General features: G+C 60.3%; 14 protein-coding genes. 6 read left to right on the forward strand and 8 right to left on the reverse strand.

From position 1 onward, the window contains the following. Positions 1 to 171: 171 nt before the first annotated feature. From OC71_RS02430 to nudC, 3 genes are all read left to right on the forward strand, one after another. The gene (locus tag OC71_RS02430) at positions 172 to 945 is read left to right on the forward strand and encodes a class I SAM-dependent methyltransferase (RefSeq protein ID WP_041063744.1); all 774 of its coding nucleotides are present in this window, start codon (positions 172 to 174) and stop codon (positions 943 to 945) included. A gap of 250 nt (positions 946 to 1,195) precedes the next feature. Then, the gene (locus OC71_RS02435) at positions 1,196 to 2,008 is read left to right on the forward strand and encodes a crotonase/enoyl-CoA hydratase family protein (protein WP_041063746.1); all 813 of its coding nucleotides are present in this window, start codon (positions 1,196 to 1,198) and stop codon (positions 2,006 to 2,008) included. A 6-nt stretch (positions 2,009 to 2,014) separates the two neighbouring features. After that, positions 2,015 to 2,845: an NAD(+) diphosphatase gene (gene nudC / locus OC71_RS02440; RefSeq protein ID WP_041063748.1), complete on the forward strand. Its 831-nt coding sequence runs from the start codon at positions 2,015 to 2,017 to the stop codon at positions 2,843 to 2,845. Here nudC and OC71_RS02445 read toward each other — a convergent pair. The 4 genes from OC71_RS02445 to OC71_RS02460 form a co-directional block, all read right to left on the reverse strand. Further along, positions 2,813 to 3,592, reverse strand: coding sequence for a TSUP family transporter (locus OC71_RS02445; protein WP_041063750.1), 780 nt, complete (start codon positions 3,590 to 3,592; stop codon positions 2,813 to 2,815). The genes nudC and OC71_RS02445 overlap by 33 nt on opposite strands. Positions 3,593 to 3,696: 104 nt before the next feature. Continuing rightward, entirely contained in the window at positions 3,697 to 4,218 is a 522-nt protein-coding gene (locus tag OC71_RS02450; protein WP_041063752.1) for a hypothetical protein, read from the reverse strand. A gap of 222 nt (positions 4,219 to 4,440) precedes the next feature. Then, positions 4,441 to 4,920, reverse strand: a complete 480-nt coding sequence (locus OC71_RS02455) for a nuclear transport factor 2 family protein (RefSeq protein ID WP_007963424.1) — start codon at positions 4,918 to 4,920, stop codon at positions 4,441 to 4,443. 56 nt (positions 4,921 to 4,976) lie between these two features. Next, positions 4,977 to 5,540, reverse strand: coding sequence for a TetR/AcrR family transcriptional regulator (locus tag OC71_RS02460; RefSeq protein WP_041063753.1), 564 nt, complete (start codon positions 5,538 to 5,540; stop codon positions 4,977 to 4,979). 204 nt (positions 5,541 to 5,744) lie between these two features. Between OC71_RS02460 and pssA the strand changes: the two genes are divergently transcribed. After that, positions 5,745 to 7,088, forward strand: a complete 1,344-nt coding sequence (gene pssA, locus OC71_RS02465) for a CDP-diacylglycerol--serine O-phosphatidyltransferase (RefSeq protein ID WP_041063754.1) — start codon at positions 5,745 to 5,747, stop codon at positions 7,086 to 7,088. Positions 7,089 to 7,197: 109 nt separating this feature from the next. Here pssA and efeO (OC71_RS02470) read toward each other — a convergent pair whose 3' ends face one another. The 4 genes from efeO (OC71_RS02470) to efeU are packed head-to-tail and all read right to left on the reverse strand — an operon-like array spanning position 7,198 to position 11,426. Then, entirely contained in the window at positions 7,198 to 8,022 is an 825-nt protein-coding gene (gene efeO / locus OC71_RS02470; RefSeq protein ID WP_041063755.1) for an iron uptake system protein EfeO, read from the reverse strand. 25 nt (positions 8,023 to 8,047) lie between these two features. Continuing rightward, entirely contained in the window at positions 8,048 to 9,346 is a 1,299-nt protein-coding gene (gene efeB / locus OC71_RS02475) for an iron uptake transporter deferrochelatase/peroxidase subunit (RefSeq protein ID WP_041063756.1), read from the reverse strand. A gap of 17 nt (positions 9,347 to 9,363) precedes the next feature. Next, on the reverse strand, positions 9,364 to 10,563 hold the full coding sequence (efeO, locus tag OC71_RS02480) for an iron uptake system protein EfeO (RefSeq protein WP_041063758.1): 1,200 nt from the start codon (positions 10,561 to 10,563) through the stop codon (positions 9,364 to 9,366). Between the two features lie 8 nt (positions 10,564 to 10,571). Then, positions 10,572 to 11,426 carry an iron uptake transporter permease EfeU gene (gene efeU, locus OC71_RS02485; RefSeq protein WP_041063760.1) on the reverse strand — a complete coding sequence of 285 codons (855 nt, stop codon included), beginning with the start codon at positions 11,424 to 11,426 and terminating at the stop codon, positions 10,572 to 10,574. 295 nt (positions 11,427 to 11,721) lie between these two features. Here efeU and OC71_RS02490 point away from each other — a divergent pair, with 295 nt between their 5' ends. Together OC71_RS02490 and OC71_RS02495 are read left to right on the forward strand one after the other, a co-directional pair. Further along, a complete protein-coding gene (locus OC71_RS02490; RefSeq protein ID WP_041063762.1) occupies positions 11,722 to 12,738 on the forward strand; it encodes an AraC family transcriptional regulator in 1,017 nt (338 codons plus the stop codon). A gap of 246 nt (positions 12,739 to 12,984) precedes the next feature. Next, a complete protein-coding gene (locus tag OC71_RS02495) occupies positions 12,985 to 14,649 on the forward strand; it encodes an AMP-binding protein (RefSeq protein WP_041063764.1) in 1,665 nt (554 codons plus the stop codon). Positions 14,650 to 14,654: the final 5 nt, after the last annotated feature.

Genomic DNA, 14,654 nt, shown 5'->3' on the forward strand with positions numbered 1-14,654 from the left:
AAGGCTCCACAGAGGGTTATGTTTCACTTTCAACACCACAGCACGGCATTTTATTCGTTGCTTTGTCAGGCTCTGTTCAAGGTAAGCGCAAATTGTGGCGTTATGCTCAAGAACGCCAGCCGTCCATCCAGCACCTGACGATGCCACCGCACTGCCATACGAGGAACTGCCATGAAAGATCAGGTCCATCACTCCGCTGCTGCCGGCTACAAGACTGCCGCCGACACCTACATCAAGGGCCGCCCGGACTACCCGCCGCAGGTCAGCCAGTGGTTGACCCAGACGTTGGGTCTGGACAGTCACAAGACGGTCATCGATCTGGGTGCCGGTACCGGCAAGTTCACCGGCCGGCTGGTGGCGACCGATGCACAGGTAATCGCCGTGGAACCGGTGGCGCAGATGCTGGAAAAACTTTCCGCCGCCTGGCCGCAGGTGCTGGCGGTGAGCGGTACGGCGACCGATCTGCCACTGCCAGATGCGTCGGTGGATGCTGTGGTCTGCGCGCAGGCGTTTCACTGGTTCGCCACGACCGAGGCCTTGAACGAAATCGCTCGGGTGCTCAAGCCCGGCGGCAAGCTTGGACTGATCTGGAACCTGCGCGACACGCAAGTCAGTTGGGTACCGAAACTCGATGCCATCGTTAACGCGCTGGAAGGCGACACGCCGCGTTACTACACCGGCCAATGGCGTCAGGTGTTTCCGCATCCGGCGTTCGGGCCGCTGCAATTGCAGCAGTTCCACCATGGACATACCGGCTCGCCGGAGGACGTGATTTTCAATCGGCTGCGCTCCACCAGTTTCATTGCTGCGTTGCCGCAGGCGCAGCGGGACAAGGTCGATGAGCAGATTCGCGCGCTGATTGCCTCGGAGCCGGCGTTGCGTGGGCGGCATGTGTTGACGGTGCCTTATGAGACGGCGGCGTATGTGGCGGTGAAGGGCGGTTAGACCGGGGCGGCCTCATCGCCGGCAGGCTGGCTCCCACATTTTTGCATCGATACAAAGCCTTGTAGGAGCTGCCGCAGGCTGCGATCTTTTGATCTTCAAAGTCAAAAGATCGCAGCCTGCGGCAGCTCCTACACGGACTGGAGCGCGGCAAAATTCTTTGTGAAAGTCAGTCCCGCATTTGGCCGAACCGCCATCGTGATGCCTTGTTATAGTTCGGGCCTCATTTTCTGCCCGGTAAAGGATCACTGCCATGACTCAATACACCGCCTTCAGCGTCGAACTGGCCGACAACATCGCGCACGTGCAGATCAATCGTCCGGAAAAGATCAACTCGATGAACGCCGCGTTCTGGAGCGAGATCGTCGAGATTTTCCAGTGGATCGATGACACCGACGAAGTGCGAGTGGTGGTGCTCAGCGGCAACGGCAAACATTTTTCTTCCGGCATCGACCTGATGATGCTCGCCGGCGTCGCCAATGAGCTGGGCAAGGACGTCGGCCGTAACGCGCGTCTGCTGCGGCGCAAGATCCTGACCCTGCAAGCCTCGTTCAACGCCGTCGATAATTGCCGCAAACCGGTGCTGGCGGCGATTCAGGGCTATTGCCTCGGTGGTGCCATCGACCTGATCGCCGCCTGCGACATGCGTTACGCTGCCGAAGACGCGCAATTCTCGATCAAGGAAATCGATATCGGCATGGCCGCCGATGTTGGCACTTTGCAACGGTTGCCACGGATCATCGGTGACGGCATGCTGCGTGAACTGGCTTACACCGGTCGTACGTTCGGTGCCGACGAAGCGCGCAGCCTTGGTCTGGTCAATCGCGTTTATGCTGACAAGGACCTGCTGCTTGAAGGCGTGATGGACATTGCTCGCGACATCGCCCGCAAATCGCCCATCGCGGTCACCGGTACCAAGGAAATGATCAGCTACATGCGTGACCATCGCATCGACGACGGTCTCGAATACGTTGCCACCTGGAACGCCGCCATGTTGCAATCCACCGACTTGCGCGTGGCCATGGCCGCCCATATGAGTAAACAGAAACCCGAATTTCTGGATTGAGAAACCATGACAGCTCGCTGGACCACTGCAGTACTGGACACCGATCAACCCGGCGGCTGGGCCGTGGCGCGCAGCCCCGAAGGCTTTCTGTTCGATGACAACGGCGCGCTGTTCCCCCGGGAATGGCTCAAGCGTCAGGACTTGTCGATCCTCGCCGAGCATGGCATTGGCCATCTCGATGGCGAGCCGGTGTATCTGCTGGAGCTGCACAGTCACAGCGAAGTGCCGGGCTGCAACTGGAAGGGGCTGCGGGCGTTCATGCTCGATGGCGATCACACCGTCTACAAGGTGTTGGGTTATGCCGCGCAGATCGGCACCTGGGCGCGCGAACATCGTTTTTGCGGCAACTGTGGGCAGGCGATGATGCAGGTGCCGCGTGAGCGGGCGATGTATTGCCAGCCGTGTGAGCTGCGCAGTTATCCGCGGATCTCGCCGAGCATGATCGTGCTGGTCACCCGTGGTGACGAGATCCTGCTGGCGCGCTCACCGCGTTTCGTCACCGGGGTCTACAGCACGCTGGCCGGGTTTGCCGAGCCGGGCGAGTCGGCCGAGGATTGTCTGATTCGCGAGGTGCGCGAGGAAGTCAGCATCGAGGTGAAGAACATCCAGTACATGGGCAGTCAGTGCTGGCCGTTCCCGCACTCGATGATGCTGGGCTTCCATGCCGAATATGCCGGTGGCGAGATCGTCTGCCAGGAAGACGAGATCGAAGACGCCCAGTGGTTCAACGTGCACGATCTGCCGCCGTTGCCGGCGTCAAAATCGATTGCCCGTTACCTGATCGACGTCTACGTGGCGCGCCGTTTAGGCCACGCTGAACCAGTGTTGCCAGGCTAGGCGCACGGTCAGGCCCAGCACCACGGTAATGAACACCGGACGAATGAACTTGGCGCCGCCGCTGATCGCGGTGCGTGCCCCGAAGAATGCGCCGACCATCACCGACAGGCCCATGCTCAGGCCGATGATCCAGTCCACTTGCCCGGAAAACATGAACACCGACAGCGCCGCAATGTTGCTGACGAAGTTCATGCTGCGCGCCACACCGCTGGCCTTGACCAGGTCGATGGGGTAGAGCAGCAGGCTGCTGACGGTCCAGAACGCACCCGTGCCGGGGCCGGCCACGCCATCGTAGAAACCGAGGCTGAAGCCTTGGCTCGATTGCCATTTCTTCTTGATTGGCGCGTCGCTGTCCAGCGGCGCTTTTGGCGTTCCGCCGAACAACAGATAAAGGCCGCAGGCGAAGACGATCACCGGCAGCATCTTGTTCAGCCATTCCGCCGGCAGGTAGTGCGCGACGACAGCACCGGTCAGCGCACCGACCAGGGTGCCGACGATCGCGTGCATCCACTGCCGAGGATGGAACAGTTTGCGTCGGTAGAAGGTGAAGCTGGCGGTGGCCGAGCCGAAGGTCGAACTCAGTTTGTTGGTGCCCAGCACCAGGTGCGGCGGCAGGCCGGCAGTCAGCAGCGCGGGCGTGGTCAGCAGACCACCGCCGCCGGCGATGGCGTCGATGAAGCCGGCAATGAAAGCGACAAGGGCCAGAACGGCCAGGGTAGTGAGGTCAACGCTGAGTTCGAAAGGCATGGAATCGGCTTGTGTGGCAGGAAGGAACGGGGCGTCATCATAGCCCGTAACACAGGCCTCCTGCGACACGGATCAGTTCTCGTCATGGGCGTCGGGATTTCACTTTAGTCGAGGGTCAAAAACTGAAAATTGTCGAGAAAATAACAGCCCTTGTTGCCGAACGGATCACTGGGTATGGCGACCTGAATATCCACCCGGCCGTAACCCTCTGGCGTAATGCCTTCCACCGTAATTGTCTGTGATTGCCGATCGACGTATCGCCAGCTGGTCCAGATAGTTGATTCGCCCTGAGCATTGGTCATCCAGATGGTATAAACGACGAATGCATTAATCAGCGGGTTGTCTGCCGTCTCGCGGCCCTGGATGTGAAAAGTTCTATGCTGGGTGTCTTCAAGAGGCACGGCATCGGGTGCCTCGATGTCGAAATCGAACTTGAAAGCTCCGGGCTTGACGCTGAAAATTTCAGCAGCCAGATTTTGTCCTTGATTTCTGCCGCCGACCATTCGAGCGGCAAAGTTGCCTTCGCGAAGTTCTACGGTTATTGGCGTGTCATATCCCCTGGGACGCCAGTAGTCGAAGTTGCCGCTGCTGAAATCACCATTTTTGATGCGATTGGTCTGTTTCATAGAGAGTCCTCAACGATCATGAAGTTGGCGGTACACTCCGATCATTCAGTCAATCAAGACTCATGACTACTGTCATAACTGACAGTCAGTTAGACATTTTCGCGATAAATCGATGGCGATCATCTTGAAACGGGAAGAAGGGTGCGATCCATTGACCTTGTTGCTTTCGAACAAGCCAATATCTCGCAGCCTCCGCATACTGCGACAGGGATTGCCGTGAACTTACAGACCCAGGTCCGACAGCCCCGGATGATCATCCGGACGCCGACCCAGCGGCCAATGGAACTTGCGTTCGCTTTCCTTGATCGGCATGTCGTTGATGCAGGCATAGCGCTGGAACATCAGGCCGTGCTCATCGAACTCCCAGTTTTCATTGCCGTAGGAACGAAACCAGTTGCCCGAATCGTCGCGCCACTCATAGGCGTAGCGCACGGCAATCCGCGTATCCGAATAGGCCCAAAGTTCCTTGATCAGGCGGTAATCCAGTTCCTTGGCCCATTTACGGGTCAGGAACGCCTTGGCTTCTTCACGGTTGTTGGCGAACTCGGCGCGGTTGCGCCATTTCGTGTCGAGTGTGTAAGCCAGCGACACCTTCTCCGGGTCGCGGGAGTTCCAGCCATCTTCGGCCAGTCGAACTTTTTCGATGGCCGATTCACGATTGAACGGCGGTAGCGGCGGACGCACTTGGGCAGCAGTCGACATTGTCAGTCTCCCGATCTAATAAACGATTAAACAACGGTTCAGGCTTATTTAAGGCGTTACAGGTCCAATAACTTACGCGCCATGCATTGCGCATTATCAGCGGCACTGTGATCACCCATCACAAGCGCTACGGTAATGGCGCCGTCAATCAGGATCAGCAACTGCCTGGCCAGACGTTGCGGATCTTCGACGCCATGTTCGGTGCACAGCTCGCACAGGTAGTCGAGCAGCTTCTGTTTGTGGTCTTTGGCGACCTGGCGCACCGGGTCCTCGGGGTCACCGGTCTCGCCACTGGTATTGATGAAGGCGCAGCCGCGGAAGCCTTCCGAGGCGAACCAGCTCTTGAGTACGGTAAACAGGTTGAGCAGGCGGTCGGCCGGGGTTTCGGCCTGATCGACAGCGCTGCGGTACCAGTGCATCCAGCGCACGTCGCGGCGTTGCAGGGCGGCGACGGTCAGCTCCTCCTTGTTGGCGAAGTAGCGGTAGATGCTTTTTCTGGAGACGCCGGCGGTTTTCACCAGAAGATCCATGCCGGTGGCCGCAATGCCACTTTTGTAGATCAACTTTTCGGTGACATCCAGAATGATGTCGCGGGTCGAGGTGTCATTGATTTCGTTCATGTGGCGAACAGTAGAACGATCGTTCTCCTTTCGCAAGCTATTTTTAAGATCAAAAGATCGCAGCCTTCGGCAGCTCCTACAATGATCCCTGTTGGAGCTGCCGAAGGCTGCGATCTTTTGATCTCTTTACAGACACTCACAAGACCCGAACCGGTTGATGGTGTAAGCTCTCGGGTTCTTCGGATTCGACCCATTGCGAGCCCTATGCCGTTGCTTTTCAAACGCTCTTTGCTGCCCAAACTGCGCAGCTTTCCCCTGACTGCCGAGGCCGTGACGATTCTGTCCGGCGCCGCCGAGTTCCGTCGTTGCCTGCTGGAGAAAATCGCTGAGGCGACCCGGCGCATCTACATCGTTGCGCTGTATCTGCAGCACGACGAGGCCGGTCAGGAAATCCTCGATGCCTTGCACGCCGCCAAGCTCAAGCGCCCGGAGCTGGAGATCGTCGTGGTGGTCGACTGGCTGCGCGCCCAGCGCGGGTTGATCGGTGCCGGCAAGCAGCCGGGCAACTCGGCGTGGTATCAGGAAATGACCCGCACGCATCAGAGTGAAGTGCCGGTCTACGGCGTGCCGGTGCAGACCCGCGAACTGTTCGGCGTCCTGCACTTGAAAGGCTTCGTGATCGACGACTGTGTGGTTTACAGCGGTGCGAGCCTGAACAACGTTTACCTGCACAAGTTCGACAAGTACCGCTTCGACCGCTACCACGTACTGCACAGCCGCGAACTGGCGGATTCGATGCATCATCTGGTCAAGCACGGTCTGATCGAATCCAAGGCTGTGCATCGCCTCGACCTGCCGAACCTGCCGAGCACCCGCAGCCTGCGCAACGACATCGGCGACCTGCGCAGCCGCCTCAAATATGCGGCGTACGACACCAGTGCCGGCAGCACGGCACATACCGGCCTGTCGGTGAGTCCGCTGCTCGGCGTGGGCAAGAACAACCCGTTGAACCGGGTCATTGTCGAACTGATCGCCAGTGCGCAACAGCAGCTGACGATTTGCACCCCGTATTTCAATCTGCCGCTGCCGATCATCCGCGAGATCAATCGCGCGCTGGCCCGTGGGGTGAAGATCGACATCGTGGTCGGCGACAAAACCGCCAACGATTTCTATATTCCGCCGAGCGAGCCGTTCAAGGTGATTGCGGCGCTGCCGTACCTGTACGAAATCAGCCTGCGCCGCTTCGCCAAGCGTCATCAGCGCAACATCGACAGCGGCCAGTTGAACCTGCACCTGTGGCGTGACGGCGACAACAGCTATCACCTCAAAGGCATGTGGGTGGATCAGCGCTATACGCTGCTGACCGGCAACAACCTCAACCCGCGGGCGTTTCGTCTCGACCTGGAAAACGCGCTGCTGATCGATGATCCGCAAGGCGAGTGGCTTGAGCCACGGGCGAAGGAGCAGGCAGAGATTTTCCGCAACACCACACGGATTGCCAGCTTCCAGAACCTTGAGACTCTGCCGGAGTACCCGGCGGGAGTGGCGAAGTTTCTCAAGCGGGTGAGCCGGGTGCGGATTGAGCGGTTGCTGTACCGGATTTTGTAACCGTTAAAAGCAAAAGATCGCAGCCTCCGGCAGCTCCTACATTGGGTATGTGAACACCCTGTAGGAGCTGCCGAAGGCTGCGATCTTTTTTACTGGCGACTCAAATCCGTCAGTTCAGCCCCAACTTGCCACGCAACGTGGACAGGTCTTCCGCCAAGGTATTGACCGGGCCAACCAGTGCCTTGCGATCGTTGTCCTTCACCTTGTCATACGTCTCGAAACCACCGTCCTTGGTCTTGTACTTGGCGAGGATCTTGTCGACGGTGGCGAAGTTCTTGTCGACTTTGGCAACGAACGCCTTGTCCTGCTTTTCGATCTGCGGACGGAACAGGTCGACGATCTTCTTAGCGCCGTCGATGTTGCCCTGGAAGTCGTACAGGTCGGTGTGGCTGTAACGGTCTTCTTCACCGGAGATCTTGGTCGCGGCAACTTCTTCCAACAGCGCGGCCGCACCGCCGACGACTTTCTCCGGCGGGAAGGTCAGGCCGGCGACGCGGGTCTGCAGGTCTTTGACGTCGCTGTCCAGCTTGTCAGCCAGCGCCGTCAGGCCTTCGGTGCTCTTCTCCGAGAACAGCGAATATTCGAGGCGATGGAAACCGGTGAAATCTTCAGCCTTCACGCCTTTTTCGTGGTCGTCGACGCGCGAGTCGATGGACGCATCAAGGTCACTGAACAGCTCGGCAATCGGCTCGATCGACTCGTAGTAAACGCGGGTCGGCGCGTAGAGCTTTTGCGCGGTGGCCAGATCGCCTTTCTTCACCGCATCGGTGAACTGCTTGGTGTGGCTGCCCAGTTCATCCAGTTGCTCGGTGACGTAGATCTTGTAGTCCGACACCGGGCCGACCAGATCCAGCGGTGCTGTTGCGGCGAACGCCGACAACGGGGTGTTGAGTAAACCGAGGGTCAGCAATAACGCGAGTGGCGACTTTTTCATGGAGCGGCTCCGAGGTTTTTTATGGTTAGGCAGCTGTTTTGGGTTGGGTGGCGTTGAGCAGCGAGCGACCGATGAAATCCTTGTCGCCGGTGACACCCGGGAGGGTGAAGAAGTAACCGCCGCCGACCGGTTTGAGGTACTCCTCAAACGGCTCGCCGTTGAGGCGGGTCTGCACGGTGATGAAGCCTTTTTCCAGGTCGGCCTGATAGCAGATGAACAGCAGGCCCATGTCGAGCTGGCCGTTCTTGTTTACGCCGTTGGAGTAGTTGAACGGCCGGCGCAGGATCAGGTTGGCCTGACTCGCGGCGGTGCGCGGGTTGGCCAGGCGGATGTGCGCGTCGAGCTTGGTCAGCTTGCCTTCCGGGTCTTTGCTGTAATCCGGGACCTCGGTTTCATGGTGGGCGCCCACCGGCGCGCCCGTGGTTTTGACCCGACCGATGATGCTTTCCTGTTCCTGCAACGGCGTACGGTCCCAGCGCTCGACGAAATTGCGGATGATCCGTACCGCTTGATAGCTGCCGTGCGCCGCCCAGGCCGGTTCATCGCTGCCCGGTTGCACCCAGACAATCTTGTCCATGGCCTTGGCGTCGTTGGAATCGGGGTTGGCCGAGCCGTCACGGAAACCGAGGAAGTTACGCGCCGATTGCGCCGGCACACCCGGTTTGACCGGGGCTTGCGGCGGCACGCTGCCTTCCTGTTTCCAGCGCACCAGCAGTAGATCAGGCAGGTTTTTGACGATGTCGCGCAGGGCGTGAATGTTGGTGTCGGCGGTGTTCGAGCAGAATTGCAGGCTCAAGTCGCCGTGGCAGCAATCGGCCTCCAGTGCATCGTTGGGGAAGCCGACCATGCGTTGCAGACGCTTCGGTTTGGCGGCGGCCAGGCCGAAGCGCTCGTCGAACAGCGACTCGCCCACCGAGACGGTGATGGTCAGGTTGTCCGGGGTCACGATCGGGCCAAGGATGCCGGAATCCGGCGGTGGCAGTTTCGGATCGACCTGTGCCACCGGGCCGCCCTTCATCAGGAACGCGATGCGCTCGTTGAGGGTGCGGAACAGCCGCTCAAGGTCTTCGCGATCGCTGGCCAGTACGTCGAACGACACGAACATGCCGGACGCCGGGCGCGGGGTGACGATGCCGGTCTGGTGCAGGCCGTGGAAGTCGTGGCGGTCTTCAGTCTTGTCGCTGTTCGGCGCTTCGGTGACTTGCGCCGGGGCTGCAGCCATGGCCGGGCAACTCAGGGCCGATCCGGCCAGGGCGACGCCGGCGACACCCATGCCCATCAGCAGGCGGCGACGTTGCACATCGAGGTTTTGCAATTCTTTCATCGGTATTCGTCTTCTGCTTACAGGCCGGAGAGGCCGAGGGCGGGATCGGTGCCATCCAAAGCGTCGGCGAGTGCCTTGGCCTTGTCGGCGATCTGTTTGCGTTGTGCGCCACTGACCGTGTCGTAAGTGGCGTAGCCGTCCTTGACCTTGAAGCTGTTCAGTACGCTGGCGAAATCACTCAGCGCTGCGTCAATTTTCGGCAGCAGCTCTGGCGCCGACTTGCTCAGCATCGGCCGCAGCAGCTCGACCACTTTGTGCGCGGTTTCCAGATTGCTGGCGAAGCCATTGAGATCGGCGCGGCTGTAGCGTTCCTCTTCACCGCTGGCGGCGCGCACGTCGGCCAGGGTGTTGAGGTTGCGAACTACGATGCTCACCAGCTGTTCCGGCGGCAGCGATTGGGCCAGCAGGTGTTGCTTGAGCGTGGTGACGTCGGCCAGCAGACGCTCGGCGACCGGGTTCAAGTCGTCGAGGCTACGTTGCTGGAACAGCGCATATTCGACCCGGTGGAAACCGACGAACGCTGGATCCTGCTCACGTTTTTCGAAGTAATCGGCGCGAGCGTTGATGCTGTTGTCCAGTTCCGCCAGACGTTGCGCGGCAGGTGCCAGACGCTGGTAAGCGGCACGGGCCGGCAGGTACAGCGCTTGCGCCTGCGCCAGGTCGCCGCTGGCAACTGCCTGATTCAGCGCGGTCACGGCTTTGATCAGCGCGCTGCCCTGAGTCGCCAGATACACGCGGAACTCCGACAAAGGCCCGACGAAAGCGACCATCGACGGCTTGGCCTTGGCGGCAGCATCGGAGGCCGCTGTCGGCGTCACGTGCAGCACGCCGCGAGGGTTGCTCAGCAGACCGCAAGTGATCGCGTAGTCGCCGGGTTGCAGGTTGGCGTTGATCACCTGGCTCAGGCCTGGCGCGATGTTCTCGCGCTCTTCGATCACCAGCACGCCGTCGAGGATTTCCCATTCCACCGCCCGCTCGGAGCGGTTGACGATGCGGAAACTGGCGCGGCCAGCGGGAACCGTCAACTCGTTCGGATCACAGCTGTGGGCGTTGATGTTGACCACGACTTCATCATGGTTGTGCTGACGCTTGGCCGCGGCCATTTTCGAGGCGTAGTAGAACAGGCCACCGGCGGCGATCATCACGACCACCGAACCGGCCACCGCCCGGCGCAAGGCGCGGGGAGGCGAGGCCTGAGGAGTATTAGGCGTTGACATGGGTGCCCTTATTGGCTGGAAACGGAAGACGATTTGCCGGCTGTGTCTGCGCTGGGGGCCGGCGCGGCGGGGTAGAAAAACATCACCAGCGCCAGCACCAGATAGATCAGGTACGCACCGAGGGTGCTGACAGTCGGCGCATCCTGATAACCGAACATGCCGGCCAGCACCGAGCCCAGCGGGCCGTCCATCGGCAGCGTCGCGCTGAAATCGAACAGCACGCTTTGCAGGTGATTCCACACACCGGCTTCATGCAGGGCTTGCACCGAGTTGGCGAGGATTCCGGCGGCGACCACCAGAATGAACAACCCGGTCCACTTGAAGAACGCCGACAGGTTCAGGCGCATGCTGCCGCTGTAGATCAGGAAGCCGACGACGATTGCCAGCACCAGGCCGAGCAGGGCACCGATCGGCGCGCCCGGGCCTTCGCTCTGCTGGAATACCGCGAGCAGAAAGAACACGGTTTCCAGGCCTTCGCGAGCCACGGCGAAAAACACCATGGCGATCAGTGCGATTACTTGATGCTTTGACGAGGTCAAGGCGTGATCCAGCGAGGCCTGTAATGAATGCTTGATCGAACGCGCGACCTTGCGCATCCAGAACACCATCGAACTGAGGATGCCCACCGCGACCAGTCCGACAATGCCTTCGAACAATTCCTGCTGTTTCTGCGGGAATTCGGCACTGACCAGTTCCAGGCCGCCGCCGACCAGCAGCGCCAGCGCAGCGGCGAGGAAGACGCCGATCCACACCGCCGGCATCCATTGGCCACGACCGGTCTGTTGCAGGTAGCTGGCGATGATGCCAACGATCAGCGCGGCTTCAATGCCTTCGCGCAGCATGATCAGAAAGGGAACGAGCATTCAGGCAACCACGAGTAATTTAGATAGGTGGCTAAGTTGTAACATAATGACACTCATTCCCAAATGGGGATGGTTGACATTTACCTGAACGTTCGCTGAACGGCGCGTTTTTTATCCAGCCACTGTTCAACCTTGTGGGAGCGAGCCTGCTCGCGAATGCGTGGCGTCAGTCGGCACAGTTTTTACTGATCCACAGCTTTCGCGAGCAGGCTCGCTCCCACAGGATCGGTGTTGTGCTGGGGATGGCTGCGTTAAGATGCACGTCACTCGAAAACCACAAGGTCTGCCTCGCTCCATGTCGGAAAAAGACACCATCGCCGTGCAGCTGGTGCGTGAAGCGCTGCTGCAAAGTTGTGCCCCGGGCGTGGCCACGGATGAAGTCTTGAACAAGGTCGGGATTGCGCCGGCCCTGCTGCACAGCGAACAGGGCAGGGTGCCCGCCTCGCAATACGCCAGACTCTGGCGTCTGCTGGCCCGGCGCGGCGATGACGAGTTCTTTGGCATGGATCCGCGCCGGCTCAGGTCCGGCAGCCTCGAATTCCTCTGCCGCAGCGCCATGGCGCAATCGACGCTGGCCGCCGGCCTGAACATGGGCCTGAGTTTTCTCTCGCTGATGCTGGAAAAAATGCCCGCGCAACTGGTGCATCAGCAGAGCCTGGCGGAAATCGTCCTGCTCGAAGACGACCCGGAGCCGCGCCGCGCGTTCACCTATTTCACCTACTGGATGATCGTCCACGGCGTGGCCTGCTGGCTGGCGGGGCGCCGGATTCCGATCCTGGCGATCGAATTGCGCTGCGCCGAGCCGGATTTCTGCGACGACTATCGGGTGATGTTCTCGGAAAACCTGCGCTTCGAGCGTCCGCGCACGCGGATGATCTTTGCTGCTGACTGCCTCGACCTGCCGATCAAGCGTACGGCCGAAGAACTGAAACGCTTTCTGGCCCATGCGCCGGCGAACATTCTGGTGAAGTACCGCGATCCTGAGAGCCTTGCCAGCCGGATCAAGCAGGATCTGCGGCAGTTGCCCGCCGAACATTGGCCGGAGACCGAGGCGCTGGCGCAGCAACTGTGCATGTCCGCCTCGACCCTGCGCCGGCGTTTGTCCGAGGAAGGGCAGACCTATCAGGGTCTCAAGGACAGCGTGCGCAAGGAATTGGCGATCAGTTGGCTGGCGGAACCGTCGATCAGCTTCGTCGAGATCGCCACGCGGCTGGGGTTTGCCGATGCGAGTTCGTTCTACAAGGCGTTTCGCAAGTGGTCGGGGTCCAATCCGGGGCATTACCGTACGTTGATCCTTAACGAAGCGGTCTGATTCAGAGCATCTGTCGCCTGGCCCACCGCCATCGCTGGCAAGTCAGCTCCCACAGAGTTTGCGCTAACCCTGTGGGAGCTGGCTTGCCAGCGATAGGGCCGGTCAAGGCAACACATCCCTTGAAACATGGCCAAACCAGTCAGCCACTTTGATGGCTTTGACCATTGCCGCTTCAGCGCCGCAGCGCGACTATCCCTGTGTTGTTTACGGTTCCCAGCCTAATAAAAACACCGAGGGATTCTGGCAATGCGCGATTACTTGTCTGCCACCGAACAGTTCAACTATCAGCACACCGTGGACGCGGCGCTCAGCGGCACGCTGGAGGCGCTCAACGCCTGCGTCGAATGTTGCGACCGCCATGCCTTGCCGGGGCGCATCGCACTGTTCTGGGAAGGCCGCGACGGCGCCAGTGCCACGTACACCTTCAGCGAACTGCAAGACAAAGCCGCGCGCTTCGCCAATTTCCTTCTCGAACAAGGCGTGCAGAAGGGCGACAAGGTCGCCGGCCTGCTGCCACGCAACATCGAATTGCTCATCACCGTGTTCGCCACCTGGCGCATCGGCGCGGTGTATCAGCCGCTGTTCACCGCGTTCGGCCCCAAGGCCATCGAGCATCGCCTGAACAGTTCCGGCGCCAAAGTGGTGGTCACCGACGCGGTCAACCGGCCAAAACTCGCCGAAGTCACGGATTGCCCGACCATCGTCACCGTCGGCGGCGCCAAAGGTCAGGGCATCGTCCGCGGTGATTTCAGTTTCTGGGCCGAACTGGCCAACTATTCCAGCGTTTGCGAACCGGTGCTGCTGAGCGGCGAAGATCCGTTCCTGCTGATGTTCACCTCGGGCACCACCGGCCCGTCGAAAGCGCTGTCGGTGCCGCTCAAGGCCATCGTCGCGTTCCAGAGCTACACCCGCGACGCGGTGGATCTGCGCCCTGAAGATTCGTTCTGGAACGTCGCCGATCCGGGCTGGGCCTACGGCATCTATTTCGGCGTCACCGGCCCGCTGTCGATGGGGCATCCGATCACCTTTTACGATGGCCCGTTCACCCTCGAAAGCACCTGCCGGGTAATCAACAAATACGCCATCACCAACCTTACCGGTTCGCCAACTGCGTACCGTCTGTTGATTGCCGGTGGCAACGAGTTCGCCAAATCGATCAAGGGCAAGTTGCGCATCGTCAGCAGCGCCGGCGAGCCGCTCAACCCGGAAGTGATCCGCTGGTTCGCCGACAATCTCGACGTGGTGATTCACGATCATTACGGCCAGACCGAACTGGGCATGGTCCTGTGCAACCACCACGGCCTGGAACACCCGATCCACCTCGGTGCCGCCGGTTTCGCCTCGCCGGGCCATCGCATCGTGGTGCTCGACGAGCACTACAACGAACTCGGCGTCGGCCAGCCGGGCATTCTCGCCATCGACCGCACCCAGTCGCCGATGTGCTGGTTCGGCGGCTACGAGGGCGTGCCGACCAAAGCCTTCGTCGGCGATTACTACCTCAGCGGCGACACCGTGGAATGGAACCCGGACGGCAGCATCAGCTTCGTCGGGCGCAGTGATGATGTGATCACCACCTCCGGCTACCGCGTCGGCCCGTTCGACGTCGAAAGCGCGCTGATCGAACACCCGGCAGTGGTCGAAGCGGCCGTGGTCGGCAAGCCTGATCCGGAGCGCACCGAACTGGTCAAGGCGTTCGTCGTGCTCAACCCGCAATACCGCGCCGAACCGGCGCTGGCCGAAGAGTTGCGCCAACACGTGCGCAAGCGTCTGGCCGCGCATTCGTACCCCCGTGAAATCGAATTTGTCAGCGAATTGCCGAAAACCCCAAGCGGCAAATTGCAGCGCTTTATCTTGCGCAACCAGGAAATCGCCAAGGCTCAAGAGGCCGCGGCGCACAACGTTTCAGCTTGAATCAG

Origin of the sequence: Pseudomonas sp. W15Feb9B (assembly GCF_000828175.1) — a bacterium.
GTDB lineage: Bacteria > Pseudomonadota > Gammaproteobacteria > Pseudomonadales > Pseudomonadaceae > Aquipseudomonas > Aquipseudomonas parakoreensis.